The organism is Pseudomonas sp. UBA6315, from assembly GCF_002438125.1.
GTDB classification, from domain to species: domain Bacteria; phylum Pseudomonadota; class Gammaproteobacteria; order Pseudomonadales; family Pseudomonadaceae; genus Aquipseudomonas; species Aquipseudomonas faucium.
The window spans coordinates 1-20829 of the sequence record NZ_DJTF01000096.1; the positions used below are offsets into that span (position 1 = coordinate 1).

General features: G+C 67.2%; 6 protein-coding genes. 2 read left to right on the forward strand and 4 right to left on the reverse strand.

The window, feature by feature from the left end:
- From B3E94_RS12325 to hmpA, 4 genes are all read right to left on the reverse strand, one after another.
- Positions 1 to 1012: cbb3-type cytochrome c oxidase subunit I (locus B3E94_RS12325; protein WP_286913707.1), on the reverse strand; the 1012-nt coding region annotated here is incomplete at its 3' end.
- Between the two features lie 3 nt (positions 1013 to 1015).
- Positions 1016 to 1960, reverse strand: coding sequence for a ubiquinol oxidase subunit II (gene cyoA, locus B3E94_RS12330; protein ID WP_176515286.1), 945 nt, complete (start codon positions 1958 to 1960; stop codon positions 1016 to 1018).
- A gap of 558 nt (positions 1961 to 2518) precedes the next feature.
- Complete coding sequence (locus B3E94_RS12335) at positions 2519 to 3025, reverse strand: disulfide bond formation protein B (protein WP_176515285.1); 507 nt, start codon at positions 3023 to 3025, stop codon at positions 2519 to 2521.
- Between the two features lie 383 nt (positions 3026 to 3408).
- Positions 3409 to 4587, reverse strand: a complete 1179-nt coding sequence (hmpA, locus tag B3E94_RS12340) for an NO-inducible flavohemoprotein (RefSeq protein WP_286913708.1) — start codon at positions 4585 to 4587, stop codon at positions 3409 to 3411.
- A gap of 153 nt (positions 4588 to 4740) precedes the next feature.
- Here hmpA and norR point away from each other — a divergent pair, with 153 nt between their 5' ends.
- Together norR and B3E94_RS12350 are read left to right on the forward strand one after the other, a co-directional pair.
- Entirely contained in the window at positions 4741 to 6294 is a 1554-nt protein-coding gene (gene norR / locus B3E94_RS12345) for a nitric oxide reductase transcriptional regulator NorR (protein WP_286913709.1), read from the forward strand.
- A 189-nt stretch (positions 6295 to 6483) separates the two neighbouring features.
- The gene (locus B3E94_RS12350) at positions 6484 to 20799 is read left to right on the forward strand and encodes a BapA/Bap/LapF family large adhesin (protein WP_286913710.1); all 14316 of its coding nucleotides are present in this window, start codon (positions 6484 to 6486) and stop codon (positions 20797 to 20799) included.
- Positions 20800 to 20829: the final 30 nt, after the last annotated feature.

Below are 20829 nucleotides of genomic sequence, written 5' to 3' on the forward strand. Positions count from 1 at the left end.
TGGTGAAGAAGTGGTGCAGCCAGACCGCGAAGCCCAGGATGGCGATCGCGCCCGATGCGTAGATCATCGAGTGGTGGCCGAACAGACGCTTGCCGGAGAAGGTCGAAGTCACTTCCGAGAACACGCCGAAGGCCGGCAGGATCAGGATGTAGACCTCAGGGTGGCCCCACGCCCAGAACAGGTTGACGTACATCATCGGGTTCCCACCAAGCTCGTTGGTGAAGATGTGGAAGTCCAGATAACGGTCAACGGTCAGCAGTGCGAGTGCAGCGGTCAGGATCGGGAAGGAGGCGACGATCAGGACGTTGGCCCAGGTGCAGGTCCAGGTGAAGATCGGCATGTCCATCAGTTTCATGCCAGGTGCGCGCATCTTCATCACGGTGACGAGGAAGTTCACACCGGTAAGCGTCGTACCCAATCCGGATAGCTGTAGCGCCCAGATGTAGTAGTCGACACCCACCCCAGGGCTGTACTGGATACCCGCGAGCGGCGGATAGGCAACCCAACCGGTCTTGGCGAATTCGCCGACGCCCAGGGAGATGTTGACCAGCAGCACGCCTGCCAGCAGCAGGTAGAAGCTCAGGGAGTTCAGGAACGGGAAGGCAACGTCACGTGCACCGATCTGCAGAGGAACCGCCAGGTTCATCAGGCCGGTGAAGAACGGCATCGCCATGAAGATGATCATGATCACACCGTGAGCGGTGAAGATCTGGTCATAGTGTTCAGGCGGCAGGTAGCCTTCGGAGCCGCCGGTAGCAGCTGCAAGCTGTGTACGCATCATGATGGCGTCGGCAAAGCCGCGCAGCAGCATGATCATCGCGACGATGATGTACATCACCCCGATTTTCTTGTGGTCGACCGTGGTCAGCCACTCGGTCCACAAGTAGGTCCACTTGCGGAAATAGGTGATTAGACCGACGACAGCGATACCACCGAGCGCGATCATGGCAAGCGTCACCATGACTATCGGCTCGTGATAGGGTATCGCCTCCAGGCTTAATTTACCGAACATCTCTTACTCCTCTGCCCCGGCAGCTGGTTGCATACTCGATTCCACACCCTTGGTAGTGGCCAGATCTTTGCTGCCTGCTTCTTCGTGGACCGGCTTGCCGCGGTTCATGCCTTCGTACTTGTCGACGATCGACTGGAACAGCTCTGCTGGTGCCTCGCTGTACAGCGCGACTGGGTTGTATTCGCTAGGTTTGGCCAGTGCTTGGTACTCGGCCTCGCCCAGTTTCAACGGCGACTGCTTGACCTCGGCGACCCACTTGTCGAAGTCTTCCTGGGAAGTTGCAGTAGCCTTGAATTTCATGCCGGTGAAGCCAGCGCCGCTGTAGTTGGCGCTGATACCGTCGAACTCGCCGTTTTCGTTGGCGATCAGGTGCAGCTTGGTGGTCATGCCGGCCATGGCGTAGATCTGGCCGCCCAGGCCCGGGATGAAGAACGAGTTCATCACGGCGTCGGAAGTGACGCGGAAGTTGACCGGGGTGTTAGCCGGGAAGTTGATCTTGTTGACCGTCGCGATGCCCTGCTCCGGGTAGATGAACAGCCACTTCCAGTCCAGTGCGACCACGTCGATCTGGATCGGCTTGACGTCCGAGTCCAGTGGACGGTATGGGTCCAGCTTGTGGGTGGAGTGGTAGGTGACATAACCCAGGGCGATGATGATGATGATCGGGATGATCCACACCGCGGCCTCGATCTTGGTCGAGTGCGACCAGTCGGGGGTGTAGGTGGCCGCCTTGTTGGAAGCACGGTACTTCCAGGCGAACGCCACGGTCATGATGATGACCGGGATCACCACCAGCAGCATCAGGCCGGTAGCGATGAGGATGAGGTTCTTTTGCTCAATGCCGACCTGACCTTTCGGGTCGAGCAGGGTCCAGTTGCACCCACTGAGTAAAAGCATGCCTAAAAAGGGCAATATGCCAAACAGTCTGGGGTAACGCTTTTTACTCATCTCACGACCTCTAGATCAGCTTGCTTCAATGCAATTTGTGTTTTGGTGGCCAACACTTCGTCCTGCCAAGTGAGGCAATTCACGCCCGTACTCGCTCCTGCCTGGGGTCTGACTGCAGGACCTTGGCTCAAGCGGGTTAGCGGTGCTTATGGTTTCGTAGGCAACAGGCCTGTACTTCAGACCAAGTCCATTTGGTGCGGGAAAACGCGGAGGGGTATCCGCCCGGTATCGCCGCTGGGCGAAACTTGACGAAGTCAGCAAAAGAAAGCGCTGAGGCTTCCTTCAATCCTGCGACTCGCAAGCAGTGCCGAACGGAAATTGGGGGCGATTGTAGTGAGGTCGCCAACCCTTGACTATGACTTATTGAGCAACAGTCTTTTACAGAATACGTAACAATCAAGGGTGGGAAATCAACTTCGCGACAGTTTGTCGCACCCCGCTTGCTAGCCCTCAAAGCCGCATGCCGCAAGGCTTCGTGATTGATCTGGATCAAGCGGGAGGGGACTTTTCCCTCTTCTCTGTGGGTGCAAAAGCCCCCACTGAAATCGGGACTAACGTCTAACGCTGGCGGCGGTTGCGATAGATGCCGAGCGGTACCAGGATGGCCGTCAGCACGAACGCCAGCAGAGCCCATTGCGCCAGGGACAGGCCGAGCAGCGGCGGGTATGGCGTGCTGCAGAAGCCGTCGACCTGGAAGGCCAGTGGCCAGAGCTTGGCCAGGGGCAGGTCATCGACGATCGGCTGCAGGGTGTCGATGCCGCAACTGACCATGGGGTTGGCGAGTATATACACATGGTTGCCAGCCGCAACGATTCCGCCAATTGCGCTCAGCACCACCAGGCACTCGAAGAAGGTCAGGCTGCGCTTGCCGGGCATCGCCGCGGCGATGAAGGCGAAGATCGCGATGAACAGCAAGGCATAGCGCTGCAGGATACACAGCGGGCATGGCGCTTCGCCCAGCACCACTTGCATGTACAACGCGCCGCCGAGCATGGCCACGCATATCAGCCCCAGCAGCACCAGAAAGCGCCGTTCCCGATTCAGGCGCGATGTTTGTTCGTTCATTGCCGATTCCTTCGATGGATAGAGGGCAGCGTGCTTTGCCTGCCTGGCGCAAGTCTACACGCAGGCAGAACCTCGTTGCGTGTCGAGGAGGTGGCACGCAGCTGAGCTATCCGGAGCTGGCTTCAGACCGGCTGCGGCGACGTCGGTTCAACGTCGGCCAGTAAAAAGCGGCTGCCCAGGTGCCGCGCAGGAGCAAGCCCCTCGACACCCGGGAGTGAAGGATACAGTGATTAAAGGAGGATTAAAGGTGAAAGATGGCCGTTGCGGTTCATCTTTCCTTATATATAGAAGGCGCAGGTACCGGCCCTATCGCCGGCAAGCCGGCTCCCACAACCTCGTGTGGGAGCCGGCTTGCCGGCGATAGGGCCCGTACCGTCACCCCATCATTCCAGAGCAGCCGCCGGCCCGAAGAACTCGTAACGGCTTTGCGCCTCAGGCACCCCGAGCGCCTTCAGTTGCCGCTTGATCGCCGCCATGAACCCCTTCGGCCCCAGGAAGTACGCATCCACGTCACGCTCACCCGGCAGCCACTCGCCCAGCAGCTCCTGGCTCAGCAGGCCCACCGCGTGGGCACCGTCCGCGCCCTCCTCTTCGGCATAGCAATAAAAGCGCGTGAGCTGAGGATGACGCGCGGCCAACCCATCGATCCAATCGCGGAACGCATGCACCGAACCATTGCGGGCGCAGTGAATGAAGTGCACCGGCCGCTCGGTCTGCAGCGCCGCCTCGAGCATGGCAAGCGTCGGCGTGATCCCCACCCCGCCGCTGATCAGCACCAGCGGCTTGTCGCTGGCGGCCAGGGTGAAGTCACCGGAAGGCGGGAACAGCTGCAGCGTTTCGCCGACCATCAGCTGGTCATGCAGGTAGTTGGAAACCTTGCCGCCCGCCTCGCGCTTGACGCTGATGCGGTACTGCTGGCCATCGCAGAGCGCCGACAGCGAATAGTTGCGACGCTGCTCGGCACCGTCGATGAACAGCTGCAAGCCGATGTACTGGCCAGGCTCGGCCTTGAGCACCGGTTTACCGTCGACCGGGGCAAAATAGAAGGAAACGATCTCGCTGCTTTCCTGCTCGCGGCGTACCAGGCGGAACTCACGGGTACCGCGCCAGCCACCGGCCGCTTCTTCCTTCTGTTTATAGAGGCCTTCCTCGGCGCCGATGAGGATGTCGGCCAGCTGGCCGTAGGCAGCTCCCCAGGCAGCAATGACCTCGGGGGTGGCGATTTCCTTGCCGAGCACTTCTTCGATGGCGCGCAACAGGCAGCTACCGACGATCGGGTAATGCTCCGGCAGAATCTGCAAGGCCACATGCTTGTTGATGATCTGCCCGACCAGGCCGCCCAACTGCTCCAGCTGGTCGATGTGGCGCGCGTACATCAGCACGCCGTTGGCCAGTGCCCGTGGCTGGTCACCGCTGGCCTGGTGGGCCTGGTTGAACAGTGGGCGTACCTCGGGGTACTCGTCGAGCATCATCTTGTAGAAGTGGGTGGTCAGGGTTTCGCCGCCCGTTTCCAGCAGGGGGACGGTGGCCTTGATGATTGCACGTTGTTCGGCATTGAGCATTTGCACGACTCCTGAACCTGAGGCTTGAAAAGTTGCAGTAAGCAATTCAGCAATCGTGCCAACTTTTTACTCCAGCAAAATCAGGGGCTTGACGCCAACCATGTCAAAACGACCAAGACGGATGTATAGTCATAACGACCAACAGGAGTCTTTATGACCGCAAAGCCCTTGCTCACCGCACTGCTGCCCCTGGTCAGCGACCTTTCCCGCGACCTGCCCGACCAGGAGCGCTACCGGCGCCTGCTGCAGGCCATGCGCGGCCTGCTGCCGTGCGACGCCGCCGCGTTGCTGCGCCTGGACGGCGAATGGCTGGTGCCGCTGGCGGTCGATGGCCTGTCGCCCGACACCCTGGGCCGGCGCTTCAAGGTCAGCGAGCACCCGCGCTTCCAGATTTTGCTCAGCCGCCCGGAGCCCACTCGCTTTGCCAGCGACTCCGAGCTGCCCGACCCCTACGACGGCCTGGTCAACGCCCCCGATGCCGACCTCGAAGTGCACGACTGCATGGGCTGCCCGCTGATGGTCGATGAGCGCCCCTGGGGCCTGGTGACCCTCGACGCCCTCACCCCCGGCCAGTTTCAGAGCATGGAGCTGGATGCCCTGCAGGCCTTCGCCAGCCTGGCCGCCGCCACCGTGACCGTGGCCGAGCGCATCGAACACCTGGCCCTGCGCGCCGAGGACGAACACCACCGCGCCGAAATCTACCGCCAGGCCAGCGGCCAGGACCGAGAGCTGATCGGCCAGAGCAAGGCGCACAAGCAGCTGGTGGAAGAAATCCGCCTGGTCGGCGGCAGCGACCTGACCGTGCTGATCACCGGTGAAACCGGCGTGGGCAAGGAGCTGGTCGCCCAGGCCCTGCACCAGGCCAGCAGCCGCGCCGACAAACCCCTGGTCAGCCTCAACTGCGCCGCCCTGCCCGACACCCTGGTCGAGAGCGAGCTGTTCGGCCATGTGCGTGGTGCCTTCACCGGCGCCCATGGCGAGCGCCGGGGCAAGTTCGAACTGGCCAACGGCGGCACGCTGTTTCTCGATGAAGTGGGCGAGCTGTCGCTGACCGTGCAGGCCAAGCTGCTGCGCGTGTTGCAGAGCGGGCAACTGCAGCGCCTTGGCTCGGACCGCGAGCACCGGGTCGACGTGCGCCTGATCGCCGCCACCAACCGCGACCTGGCCGCGGAAGTGCGCAACGGCAACTACCGCGCCGACTTCTACCACCGCCTGAGCGTGTATCCGCTGCAGGTGCCGCCCTTGCGCGAACGTGGGCGTGACGTGCTGCTATTGGCCGGCTACTTCCTCGAACAGAACCGATCGCGCCTGGGGCTCAACAGCCTGCGCCTGAGCAGCGAAGCCCAGGCCGCGCTGCTGGCCTACGACTGGCCCGGCAACGTGCGCGAGCTGGAACACTTGATCGGCCGTTCGGCGCTCAAGGCCATGGGCCAACACCCGCAGCGCCCGCGCATTCTCACCCTGGAGGCCAGCGACCTCGACCTGCGCACCACCCCCGTCTTGACGGCGCCGCCCTCCCCCGCCCTCGCCGCAGCGCAGCCCACCCTGCCCGAAGGTGGCCTGCGCGAAGCCGTCGACGCCTACCAGCGCCAGGTGATCGACGCCTGCCTGCAGCGTCATCAGGACAACTGGGCAGCCGCCGCCCGCGAGCTGGGCCTGGACCGCGCCAACCTCAGCCGCCTGGCCCGGCGCCTGGGCCTTCGCTAGTACTTTCGTACCAAAGGATTAACCCATAAAGCCTCTGGTTGCTTCCCACCGGGCTGCTATATCTCCCTAAACACCGGTAGCAGGGCCGTTACACGGCCAAGCTGCGCGCACCCAGCCCCACTCGCAGGGCAGGGTGCGCCAGCCGGGGTCGCAGAAGCGATCCGTACCGCACATCAGCAGGGAGCATCCATGGACAACATCGTCGTCGCCGACAAGCAATCCGCCGTCGCCACCCAGAACGCCTGGGGCAACATCACACTGAAAAGCCCAGGTGTCGTGCAGATGCCGGTGGCCCCCGACCAGGTGGCCACCGTCACCCGGCATGGCCAGGACCTGATCGTCACGCTCAAGTCCGGGGAAAAAATCACCGTCGGCAACTTCTTCGCCATGGACCAGGCGGGCGTGGGCAGCGACATGGTGTTCGTCGGCGAAGACGGCACCCTGTGGCACGCCAACTATGACGCCACCGCCTTCACCGGCTTCACCTTCGACGAAGTGTCCTCGCTCGATGAGCTGGTGGCCGGTATCGGTGTGGCCGGCAGTGCCACGCCCACCTGGGCCATTGCCGGCCTCAGCCTGCTTGGCGTCGGCGGTGCGGCCGCGGCGGCCGACCACAGCAGTGGTGGCGGTGGCGGCGGTGGCTCTGGCGATACCTCGCCACCGGCCAGCGCCATCGACCTGCTGGTTTCAGCCGATGGCCTGCGCATCACCGGGCGCGGCGAAGCAGGCTCCACGGTCACGGTGCGCGATGCAGCGGGCAATGTGATCGGCACCGGCACGGTGGGTGCCGATGGCACCTTCAACGTGCCGCTGAGCACGCCCCAGCTCAATGGCGAAAACCTTGGCGTCACCCTCACCGATGGCGCCGGCAACAGCTCGCAGGTGGGCGTCATTGCCGCGCCGGACACCACGCCACCACAACCGCCCAGTGACCTGACGATCAACCCGCAAGGCACCACCCTCACCGGGCGCACCGAACCCGGCGCCAGCGTGCAAGTGCGCGGCCCCGACGGCACGCTGCTGGGCACCGGCGTTGCGGGCGCCGACGGCACCTTCAGCGTCACCTTGCAGCCACCGCAGACCGATGGCCAGGCCCTGCAGGTCACCGCCCAGGACCCTGCCGGCAACACCTCGGCGCCAGCAGGAGTCAGCGCACCGGATGACGGGATCGGCAACCCTCCCGATACCACCGCGCCCGATGCGCCGACCGGGCTTGCGGTCAGCGCCGACGGCCGCGTGCTCACCGGGCGCGCCGAACCTGGCAGCACCGTGCGCATCATCGCTGCCGACGGCACCACCGTGCTGGGCACCGCCGTGGCGGGTGCCAACGGTGAGTTCAGCGTCACCCTCGACCCGCCTCAGGTCAGCGGCGAACAGCTGCAAGTGACCGCAACCGACGCTGCCGGCAATACCTCGGTGCCAGGCAACGTCACCGCCCCTGATGTTGACGGCGGCGACACCACGCCCCCCGATGCCCCCAGCAACCTGGTGCTCGGCCTGGCCGGTGCACAACTGAGCGGGCGCGGCGAAGCCGGCAGCACCGTGCAGGTACGTGACGCCGCTGGCAACGTGATTGCCACCGGCACGGTGGGCGCCGACGGCACCTTCCAGCTCACCCTTGCCCCGCCGGTGAACGATGGCAGCACCGTGCAGGTGGTGCTGGTCGATGCGGCGGGCAACGTATCACCGCCCACGCCGATTACGTCGAGCGACCTGCAGCCGCCCGCGCAACCGACCGACCTGGCACTGACCGACGGCATCACCCTCAGCGGCCATGGCGAGCCGGGCTCGACCGTGCAGGTGCGCGATGCCAATGGCACCTTGATCGGCACTGGCCAGGTCGCTGCCGACGGCACCTTCAGCCTCACCCTCAACCCCGCCCAGGCCAACGGCGAAACCCTCGACATTCGCCTGGTGGATGCCGCCGGCAACCGCTCCGCCGTACTTGAATTCCAAGCCCCGGACACCACCCCGCCGGGCCTGGTCAGCAATGTCGTGGTCGGCAGCGGCGGCCTGCAACTGGCCGGCCGTGGCGAAGCCGGCGCCACCGTGGAGGTGCGCGATGCCAACGGCAACCTGATCGGCAGTGGCGTGGTCGGTGCCAACGGCACCTTCCTGATCGACCTCGACCCGGCCGTGCAGCCGGGCGCGCAACTGGACCTGGTGCAGATCGACAGCGCCGGCAACAGCTCCCCCGTGCTGGACTACCAGGTGCCGCTGACGGCAACCCCCGACAGCCCGAGCAACCTGGTCATCGCCGGCGACGGCAGCAGCATCAGCGGCAATGCCCCGGCCGGTAGCCGGGTGCAAGTGCACGACGCCAACGGTACCCTGGTGGGCACCATCGTGGTGGGCGCCGATGGCACCTTCACCGTTGCCCTGGTACCCCCGCAAGCCAATGGCCAGGTGCTCGACGTGGTCGCGGTCGAAGGCAACGCCTCGTCGCTGCCGGTGCCGGTGTCCGCACCGGACATCACCGCCCCGGCCACCCCCGCCGAGCTGACCATCAGCGCCGACGGCAGCGTCGTCAGCGGGCGCGCCGAACCGGGCAGCACCGTGCGCATTCTCGCCGCCGATGGCACCACCGTGCTGGGCAGCGCGGTGGTCGGTGCCAGCGGTGCCTTCAGCATCACCCTGACCCCGCCGCAGGTCGACGGCGAACACCTGCAAGTGACCGCCACCGACCCTGCCGGCAATATCTCCACGGCCGGCAACGTCACCGCACCGGACATCGACGGCGGCGACACCACCCCGCCCGATGCCGCCAGCAATTTGGTGATCGGCCTGGCTGGCGCTCAACTCAGCGGCCGCGGCGAAGTGGGCAGCACCGTGCAGGTGCGCGATGCCGGCGGCAACCTGATCGCCACCGGCACAGTGGGCGCCGACGGCACCTTCCAGCTCACCCTTGCCCCGCCGGTGAACGACGGCAGCACCTTGCAGGTGGTGCTCGTCGATGCGGCGGGCAACGTGTCGTCGCCCGCCCCGGTGACCTCCAGCGACCTGCAGCCGCCCGCGCAACCGAGCGACCTGGCACTGGTCGACGGGGTCACCCTCAGCGGCCGTGGCGAGCCCGGCGCAACCGTGCAGGTGCATGATGCCAATGGCGCCCTGATCGGCACCGGCCAGGTCGGTGCCGACGGTACCTTCAGCCTCACCCTCAACCCCGCCCAGGCCAATGGCGAAACCCTCGACATACGCCTGGTCGATGCCGCCGGCAACCGCTCTGCCGCGCTCGACTTCCAAGCCCCGGACATCACCGCGCCGGGCCTGGTCAGCAATATCGTGGTCGGCAGCGGCGGCTTGCAACTGGCCGGCCGTGGCGAAGCCGGTGCCACGGTCGAGGTGCGTGATGCCGATGGCAACCTGATCGGCAGTGGCGTGGTCGCTGCCAACGGCACCTTCCTGATCGACCTCGACCCGGCCGTGCAGCCGGGCGCGCAACTGGACCTGGTGCAGATCGACAGCGCCGGCAACAGCTCCTCCGTGCTGGACTACCAAGTGCCGCTGGCAGCAACCCCCGACAGCCCGAGCAACCTGGTCATCGCCGCTGACGGCAGCAGCATCAGCGGCAGTGCCCCGGTCGGCAGCCGGGTGGAAGTGCATGACGCCAACGGCAACGTGGTCGGCAGCATCGTAGTGGGTGCCGACGGCACCTTCACCGTCGCACTGAGCCCGGCGCAAGCCAACGGCCAACTGCTCGACGTGGTCGCGGTCGAAGGCAACGCCACCTCGCTGCCGGTGCCGGTGTCCGCACCCGACATCACCGCCCCCGCCGCCCCGGCCGACCTCACGGTCAGCGCCGACGGCAGCGTGGTCAGTGGCCGCGCCGAGCCGGGCAGCACCGTGCGCGTGCTGGCTGCCGACGGCACCACCGTGCTGGGCAGTACCGTAGTGGGCGCCAATGGCGCCTTCAGCATCACCCTCACCCCGCCGCAGGTCGATGGCGAGCAACTGCAGGTGACCGCTACCGATGGCGCCGGCAATACCTCCACGGCCGGCAACGTCACCGCGCCGGACATCGACGCCGGCGGTGGCGACACCACCCCGCCTGCGCCGGCCAGCAACCTGGTGATCAGCGCCGATGGGCGTACCGTGTCGGGCCGGGGCGAAATCGGCGCCACGGTCAAGGTGCTCGACGACCAGGGCCAGGTGATAGGCACCGGTACCGTGCAGGCAGATGGCAGCTTCAACCTGCAACTGACTGCCCCGGTGGTGAATGGCTCGTCGCTGCAAGTGACCCTGACCGACGCCGCCGGCAATGTCTCGCTCCCCAGCCCGCTGACCGCCCCGGACCTGATAGCCCCTGGCCAACCCAGCGGCCTCAGCCTGACCGACGGCCTCACCTTGGCGGGCAACGCCGAAGGCAACGCCCGTGTCGAGGTACGTGACGCCAACGGCACCCTGATCGGCAGCGCCATCGTTGCTGCAGACGGCACCTTCAGCCTCACCCTCAACCCGGCCCAGGCCAATGGCGAGATCCTGGACATCCGCGTGATCGATGCGGCGGGCAACAGCTCGGCGCCGCTGAGCTACACCGCCCCGGACATCACCCCGCCAGGGCTGGTCACCGACGTGGTAGTCGGCGCCGGCAGCGTGGCGCTTGCCGGCCGTGGCGAAGCGGGGGCCAAGGTTGAAGTGCGCGATACCGACGGCAACCTCCTCGGCACCGGTACGGTAAACGCCAACGGCACCTTCCACATCGACCTCGACGGCCCTGTCAGTGCCGGTGAGGTCCTGGTCCTGGTGCAAACCGACGCCGCTGGCAACAGCTCCGTGGGCGCCAGCGTCATCGTGCCGATCACCCCACTGCCGCAAAGCCCTGCCGACCTCACCGTGGCCGCCGACGGCTCCAGCATCAGCGGCAGCGCCCCGGCCAACAGCCTGGTAGAAGTACACGATGCCGCCGGCAACCTGCTGGGCAGCGTCCAGGCGGGCGCCGATGGCCGCTTCAGCATCGTGCTCAACCCACCCCAGGCCAACGGCGAAGTGCTCGATGTGGTCGCCATCGTCGGCGGCAGCACCTCGTTGCCGACCCCGACCACGGCGCCCGACATCACCCCGCCCAATGCCGCCACCAACCTGCAGCTTGCCGCCGATGGGGTAACCCTCACCGGCCGCGGCGAACCCGGCGCCACCGTGCACGTCAGCAATGCCCAGGGCGACTTCCTGGGCGTCGCCGTGGTCGGCGCCAACGGCGTATTCACCCTCACCCTGACGTCGCCGCAGACCGACGGCCAGGTGCTGGACATTGTCCTCACTGACGGCGCCGGCAACAGCTCCACCGCCAACCTCACCGCCCCCGACCTGGACGGCCCGCTGCAACCCTCGGCGCTGGCCATCGACACGGCCGGCCTGCACCTCACAGGCGTTGGCCAGGTGGGCTCGACCATCACCGTGCGCGCCGCCGATGGCAGCGTGCTGGGCACTGCCGTGGTGGGCGCCGACGGGCGCTTCGACGTGACCCTCAACCAACCCCAGCGCAATGGCGAAAGCCTGAGCGTGGACGCCACCGACAGCCTCGGCAACAGCGCCGGCCCGGTCAGCTTCACAGCGCCGGACAGCACCCCGCCGCAAGCCGTGGTCGATCCACTCATCAATGCCAGCGGCACCACCGTCACCGGCACCGGCGAGCCGAACGCCACCGTCACCGTGCGCGGCCCCGACGGCAGCGTGCTGGGCACTGCGCAGGTCGCAGGCGACGGCAGCTTCAGCGTTACCCTCGCTACACCACAGACCAACGGCCAGGCATTGACCGTTGAACAGAAAGACCCTACCGGCAACGTCTCTGCGTCTACCGCGCTGACCGCGCCGGACAGCGTGGCGCCCGGCACCCCTGGCGGCCTGAGCCTGTCGGCCGACGGCACGGTCGTTTCCGGTAGCGGCGAACCCGGCGCCCGGGTGCAAGTCACCGGCACCGGCGGCGTGCTGCTGGGCACCGCCGTGGTGGCGGCCGATGGCAGCTTCCACGTCACCCTCACCCCTGCGCAGCTGAACGGCCAGACCTTGTCGGTTACCCAGGCAGACGCCGCCGGCAACCTCTCCGGTGCCGGCACCCTGACCGCCAACGACCTGCAGGCACCCGAAATTGCCCATGACCTGGCCCTGAGCGCTGGCGGCTCAGTGCTCGGCGGCCAGGGTGAAGCCGGCGCCACGGTGACCGTTCGCAACGCCGCCGGGCAAGTGCTGGGAAGCGGCACGGTCGATCCGGACGGCACCTTCAGCATTACCCTGACACCGGCCCAGGCCAACGGCCAAGCGCTGTCGGTGGTGCTGCAGGATGCCGCTGGCAACAACTCGCCATCCGCCACCATCACCGCCGCCGACACCACCGCGCCCACCACCCCGACCGGCCTGCAGGTCAGCGCCGATGGCACCCAGCTGCACGGTACCGGCGAAGTCGGCTCGACCGTGCAGGTGCGCAATGCCAATGGCGATTTGCTGGGCACCGTGGTGGTCCCTGCCGGTGGCAACTTCACCGTGACACTGGCGCCTGCACAGGTGGATGGCCAGCAACTGCAGATCACCCTGACCGATGCGGCCAACAATGTTTCCACCGCTGGCCAAGCCACTGCTCCCGATCACACACCGCCGGCCCTGGTGGATGTGACCGTCAGCCCGGACGGCACCACCGTCAGCGGCAGCGCACCGGGTGCAAGCACGGTGACCATCACCAGCCCCAACGGCACCACCGCCGATGTACCGGTGGACGCCGATGGCAGCTTCAGCGTGACGCTGACGCCGCCACTCACCAATGGCCAGAGCGTCACCGTGGTGGTTTCGGATGCCGCCGGTAACGACACCACCACAACCATCAATGCCCCCGACACCACCCCACCTGCCCCCGCCAGCAACCTCACCGTGAGTGCAGATGGCAAGACCGTCGGCGGCACCGCCGAGCCCGGTAGCACCGTCACCGTGGAGAAGGGCGGCGTCGTGCTGGGCACTGCCACGGCAGGCCCGGACGGCACCTTCGTGATCGCCGTCGATCCGCCGCTGGTCACCAGCGATACCGTGCAGGTCGTGGTCACCGATAAGGCCGGCCTGGACTCCTCTACCGATCTCAACGGCCCTGCTGGCAACGAAGTGGCCACGCCAAGCGACCTGCAGATCAGTGCCGACGGCTTCCTGCTCACTGGCGAAGGTACCGTGGGCTCGCTGATCACCGTGACCTCTGGTGGCACCACGCTGGGTACCGCCGTGGTCGGCAGCGATGGCTTCTTCCGCGTGTTCTTCAGCAACGCCCAGCTCAACGCGCAAACCCTGCAGGTCACCGCCCGCGACGCACTCAGCGGCAAGCCCTCGGTGCCCGCCACCGTGGTGGCAGCGGACACCACCGCACCAGACGCACCGACCCAACTGACCATCGACCGCGTCGGCAGCACCCTCACCGGCCATGGCGAAGTAGGCGCCACCGTGCGCGTGGTGGATGCCCAGGGCACTGTGCTGGGGACCGCGACCGTGGGCAGCAACGGGCTGTTCAGCGTCAGCCTGGTACCCCCGCAGGCCAATGGCCAGACCCTCACCGTGACCCAGGCCGACGCGGCCGGCAACGTCTCGCTCGCCGCAACCCAGCAGGCGTTCGACCTGCAAGCGCCAAACGCGGCCACAGGCCTTAGCCTGAACAACGCCGCCACCGTGGTCAGCGGCCAGGGTGAAGCGGGCGCGACGGTCACCATCCGCGATGCCAGCGGCGCGATCCTGGCCACCGGCACGGTCAACCAGAGCGGCCAGTTCCAGATCACCCTGCCCAATGCACAAACTACTGGCAGCGCGCTGCAAGTCACCCTGACCGATGCCGCCGGCAACACCTCCGGCCCGGCCAACGTGGCGACTCCCGACCGCACGCCACCGGCAGCGGTCAGCGACGTTGCCCTCAGCGCCGATGGCAAGCAGTTGTCCGGCAGCGGCGAAGTGGGCGCCACCGTGCAGGTGCGCGATGCCGCCGGCAATGTGGTCGGCAGCGCCAGCGTGGGCGCCGACGGGCGCTTCACGGTGAGCTTCGACCCACCGCAGAACAGCGGCCAGGCAATTGGCGTGAGCCAGGTGGACGCCGCCGGCAACACCTCGCCTGCCTTCACCCTGAGCACCCCAGACCTGACGCCGCCAGCGGCGCTGACCAACGTGGCGCTCAACAACAACGGCCTGACCATGACCGGCCTGGGCGAAGCCGGTGCCACCGTGACCGTGCGCGGCCCGGACGGCACCATCATCGGCACTGGCCTGGTGGCCGCCAACGGCAGCTTCACCCTCACCCTCACCAGTGCCCAGCTCAATGCCCAGCACCTGAGCGTGACCCAGACCGACGCCGGCAACAACACCTCGGCCGCCGTCGCCGTCACCGCCCCGGACCTCACCCCACCGGCCGCGCCAACCGCGCTGGCCCTGGCCGGCAGCGGCCTGCAACTGAGCGGCCAGGCCGAAGCGGGCAGCACGGTCAACGTGCGCGACGCCGCAGGCAACCTGCTGGGCAGCGCCGTGGCCAACGCCAACGGCACCTTCCAGGTCACCCTCAACAGTGCCCAGACCAACGGCCAGACCTTGCAGGTCACCGCCACCGATGCCGCCGGCAACGTATCGGCCAGCGCACCCTACACCGCTGCCGACACCACCCCGCCCGCCGCCGTCGCCAACCTGGCCGTGGCGGCCAATGGCACGACCCTGACCGGTACCGGTGAAGCCGGTGCCACGGTCACCGTGCGCGCGCCCGACGGCAGCTCCCTGGGCACCGCCACGGTCGGCAGCGATGGCCGCTTCAGCGTCAACCTCTCGCCGGCCGCGTCTGCCGGTGAAAACCTCAGCGTGACCCAGACCGATGCGGCCCAGAACGTGTCGCCACCGCAATCGGTCACCGCGCCCGGCAACCTGGCGCCGGATGCCCCTGACAACCTGGTGCTGTCGGCCAATGGCCTGGTGGTCACCGGCAGCGCGGCACCGGGCAGCACGGTGAGTGCCTATGGCCCTGGCGGCGTGTTGCTGGGCACGGCGCCGGTCGGCAACGACGGCACCTTCAGCGTCACCCTCGGCAGTGCCCAGGCCAACGGCGAAGTGCTCTCCGTCAGTGCCACCGGCCCAGACGGCAGCGCCTCGCTGCCGGCCACCTTGCAGGCACCGGACATCACCCCACCGCAACCGCTCACCAACCTGGTGCTGGGCAGCGACGGCCTGACCCTCAGCGGGCGCGGCGAAGCGGGCGCCACCGTCACCGTGATCGGTGAAGGCGGCGCCGACCTTGGCACCGCCGTGGTCGATGCCAACGGCAATTTCAGCATTACCTTGAGCACCCCGCAGATCAACGGCGAGCGGCTCAGCGCCAGCCAGACCGACGCCGCGGGCAACGAGTCGAACAGCATCAGCCTCATCGCCCCTGACCACGTGCCACCCGCACCCGCCGCCAACCTTGCCTTCAGTGCCGGCGGCAGCCTGCTCAACGGCACCGGCGAGGCCGGCAGCACGGTGAAAGTGCTGGCCGCCGATGGCAGCGTGCTGGGCACGGCGGTGGTCCGTGGCGACGGCACCTTCCAGGTCAGCCTCGGCTCGCCCCAGGCCAACGGCCAGCAAGTGCAGGTGGTGTTGACCGACGCCGCCGGCAACCAGTCGCTGCCAAGCCCGATCACCGCGGCAGACACCACGCCACCCGCCGCCGTAACGGCGCTGGCGATTTCCAGCGACGGCGCTACCCTCACCGGCCGCGGCGAAGTGGGCGCGCTGGTGACCGTGCGCGATCCAGCCGGCAACCCGATCGGCACGGCGCTGGTCGATGCCAGCGGCCACTTCACCATCATCCTCAGCCCGGCACTGGGCAACGCCGAGATCCTGAGCTTTACCCAGACCGACGCGGCCGGCAACGTGTCGGCCGTAGCGACCTTGCAGACCCCAGACTTCACCCCGCCGGCCCTGCTCACCAATGTGGCGATCAACGCCGATGGCAGCGTGGTCACCGGGCGCGGGGAAGTGGGTGCGACCGTCACCGTGACCAATGCCGCAGGCGCGGTACTGGGCACCACCGTGGTGCTCGCCGATGGCAGCTTCAGCGTCCAGCTGACGCCGCCGCAGATCAACCAGCAGGTGCTGTCGGTGCAGCAGGCCGACCCACCCGGCAACATCAGCCTGCCGGTCACGGTCGATGCCCCGGACCTGACGCCGCCTGCTGCGGCAGTGGGGCTGCACCTGAACGCTGGCGGCGATCAGCTCAGCGGCACCGGCGAGGCCGGCAGCACCGTGCGTGTGTACCTCGGCGCCGTGGAAGTCGGCACCGCCACGGTTGGCGCCAATGGCACCTTCGTTGTCAACCTCAACACACCGAAGCTCAATGGCGAACTGCTGCAAGTGAGCCTGACCGACGCCAGTGGCAACGTCTCGACGATCAGCACCGTCACGGCGGTCGACATCACGCCACCGACCGTCACGCTTGCCTCGCTCAACGCCAGCGGCACCCAGCTGACCGGTCGAGCTGAAGCGGGCGCTCGCATCACGGTGATGAACAACCGCGGCGACGTGGTCGGCCAAGGCGTGGTCGATGCTGACGGCACCTTCGTGCTCAACCTCGGCACACCGCAGATCAATGGCCAGGCCCTGACCCTGATCGCCCAGGACGCCGCGGGCAACCCATCCGCGCCGTTCCAGCTGACCGCGCCGGACCTCGTCCCGCCACCACAGCCCAGCAACCTGACCCTGACCGGCGCTGGCACCTTGCTCAGCGGTACCGCCGAGGTCGGTAGCATCATCACCGTGCGCGACCCGAGCAACAACGTGGTCGGTACCGTCACGGTGCCAGTGGGTGGTGAGTTCACCGTGGTCCTGAACCCGCCGCAGAACAACGGGCAGTTGCTGAGCGTGGTGTCCACCGACGCCTCCGGCAACGTCTCGCTGCCGGCCAGCTACCAGACCACCGATACCTCGCCACCCGCCGCCGTCACCAACCTCGCCATCAGCCACGACAACACCACCCTGACCGGCCGCGGCGAGGCCGGTGCGACAGTCAAGGTCACCCTCGGCGGCACCACGCTCGGTACTGCCCTGGTCGACGCTGCCGGCAATTTCTCGGTCACCCTGAGCCCACCACCGGGTGCACTGGCCAGCTTGACCGTGAACCAGACCGATGCGGCCTCCAACGTATCGGTGGATACGCCCTTCCTGACCCCAGTAGTGGCAGCACCGGAGCCACCCACCAACGTGCTGCTGGCCGCCAATGGCCTGACGGTGACGGGCGTCGCCGTCCTTGGCGCAACGGTCCGTGTCTATGATTCGTCGGGTGTGCAGATCGGCATTACCACTGCCGGCATCGGTGGCGCCTTCACCGTCACGCTGGGCAGCGCCCAGCTCAACGGCCAGCACCTTTCCGTGACCGCACAGGCGCTGCTCGGCAGCGAATCGCAGCCGGTGTTCCTGGTGGCCACCGACATCACGCCGCCAGCCAACCCGCTGGTCACGGCGCTGTCGGCCAACGGCCTGGTGCTGACCGGTACCGGTGAAGCCGGCGCCACGGTCACCGTGCGCGATGCCGGCGGCAATGTGCTGGGCACAGGGGTTGTGAATGCGGGCGGTGCCTTCAGCATCAACCTCAACGGCGCCCAGCTCAACGGCCAGGTGCTGAGCGTGAGCCAGGCCGATGCCGCGCAGAACGTGTCCGGCAGCACCAGCTTCACGGCACCGGATGTGCAGGCACCGATCCCGCCGAGCAACCTCATCCTCAGCGGCGGCGGCGCCGTACTGACCGGGACCGGCGAGCCGGGCGCGACCGTCACCGTGACCGGCCCGGGTGGCTCGCTGGGCACCGCCGTGGTGCAAGCCAACGGCAGCTTCAGCATCACCCTCAGCAGCCCGCAGAACGACGGCCAACTGCTCACCGTGCGCCAGGCCGATGCCGCTGGCAACCAGTCCGGCAGTGCCTCGATCACCGCGCCGGACACCACCCCGCCCGCCGCCCCCGTGGCAGCGATCAACGCCAACGGCACCACGGTGACCGGCTCCGGCCAGATCGGCAGCACGGTCACCGTGCGCAACAGTGCCGGCACCGTACTCGGCACCGCCATCGTGGGCAGCAACGGCCTGTTCGTGGTCAGCCTGGCCGCGGCGCAGATCGACAACCAGGCGCTGAGCGTCACCCTCACCGACGGTGCGGGGAACGTCTCGACCGGCACGGCCCTGACCGCACCCGACCTCACCCCGCCTGCAGTCGCCGGCAACCTGGTGATCAGCGCCGACGGCAGCACCCTCACCGGCACCGGCGAGCCGGGTGCCACCGTCACCGTGCGCAGCGCCAGCGGCACCGTGCTGCAGACCGCGACCGTGCAAGGCAACGGCACCTTCACCGTGACCCTGAGCCCAGCCCAGGACAACGGCCAGGTGCTGTCGATTACCCTCACCGACCCACGCAACAACGTCTCCGGCAACGTCAACATCACCGCGCCCGACGTCGATGCCAACCTGCCGGTGATCGCCAGCGACAACCTGGCCACCGCCACGGTCAACCTGGCGCCGGTGGTCGGCCACCAGACCTACAACGACAGCTTCACCACCTTGCTGTCCGGCTTCACCAAGACCTACACCTGGACGGTGGGCGCCGGCACCACGGTGGACCCGACCCTGACCCTGACCACCAACAGCGCCCTGGCGCTGCTCAACAACGCCACCTTCACCTTGCAGGTGAAAAATGCCGCCGGCGTCTGGGTGACCCTGGCCACCGGCAACAGCCAGGGCCTGCTGGACCTGATCCTGCTGCCGCTGGGCCAGGGCATCCGCGTCGATATCGGCGTGCTGCAGGCCGGCGACTACCGCCTCACCGTCGGCAGCGGCGGCATTGGCCTGGTAACCAACGTCACCACCACGCTGGACATCGATACCACCAGCCTGACGCAGTTCACCGGCACCGGCACGCCGCTGACCGGCAACGTCATCAGCGACCCAGGCGTGGATGGCAGCACCGACTCCCGTGGGCCGGACAACGGCGCCGTGCTGCAGGTATTGAAGAACGGCAGCTACGTCAACGCCGGCAGCGCCACCGAAGTGCAAGGCCTGTACGGCACCCTGGTGATCCGCGCCGACGGCACCTACACCTATACCCCCAACGGCACGCCATCGAGTGTCGGCAAGGTGGATGTGTTCAGCTACCAGCTGGTGCACAGCAACGGCCTGTCCGATAGCGCAACCCTCTATGTGCGCATCGACAGCCCGCAAGCCACGGAGATCTGGAACAGCAACAACCTCGGCGCGCCGGCCACGGTGGTGGATGCGGTCAACGATGTCGACAGCACCCACATCACCCTGGCCAACCGGGTCGACAGCAGCAGCAGCACCCTGGGTACGCTCAGCCTGCCGCTGATCGGCGGGCGCCAGGCCAACTACGACACCACCGTCGCCGCCAACACCAGCGCCGACCTGCAAGTGGTGGTCAACTCCACCAACCTGCTGACCCTGCTCGGCAGTACCACCATCGCCCTGTACAAGCTCAATGCCAGCGGCCAGTACGTGCTGGTGCAGTCGGTACCGGGCAGCTCGCTGCTGACCCTGCTCGGTGGTGGCGCTGGCTACACCTTCACCGGCCAGGGCGCCGGCAGCTACCAGGTGCGCGTCAGCGCCAGCGGTATCGGGCTGCTCAGCTCGATTACCACCAGCCTCAATGCCACCACCACGCACCTCACCGAGTTCGTGGTCAGCAACTACACCGCCGTCAGTGGCAACCTGATCACCGACCCCAACGGGGCCGACAACCTCGGCTCGTCGCTCACCGTGCTGAGCGTGCTGGTGGCCGGCAACACCTACGCCATCCCGGGCTACAACGGCATCACCGTGGCCGGCACCTATGGCTCGCTGCTGGTGCATGCCGACGGCAGCTACACCTACACCCTCAACAGTGGGCTCACCTCGGCGGTGATCGGCCAGCACGACACCTTCACCTATGAGCTGACCCACCCCAACGGCACCAGCGACACCGCCACCCTGACCATCAACCTGGACAACGCGGCCGGCTTCACCGCCACCACCTCGATGCTCGCCGACAGCCTCGACGACGGCGTGGCCCTGGCCGCGGCGGCCGCAGCCAGCGACGTCATCGCCGGTACCGACGGCAACGACCACCTGGTGGGCAGCCAGGGTGGCCACATCACCCTGCAAGGCGGGGCCGGCGACGACACCCTGGTGGTGGTCGACCAGCAGTTCGCCAGCGTCGACGGCGGCACCGGCACCGATACCCTGCTGTGGGGTGGCGGCGATACCAGCATCGACCTGGGCAACCTGGTCGGGCGGGTGCACAACATCGAAGTCATCGACCTCAACGACACCAGCTCGGTCGCGCTGACCCTCAACCTGGCGGACGTGGTGGCCATCACCGAAACCGGCAAGGACACGCTGATCATCAAGGGCGATGACAAGGATTCGGTGCACCTCACGGACAACTGGGCGCTTACCGGCAACCAGGTGGCCGACGGCATCGACTATAACCAATACACGGCCCAGGAGGACCCAAGCCACCACCTGTGGGTACAAAACGGCATCCATGTCGTCTGAGGCCGCAGTAACCCGCCGGGCGCCACGCCC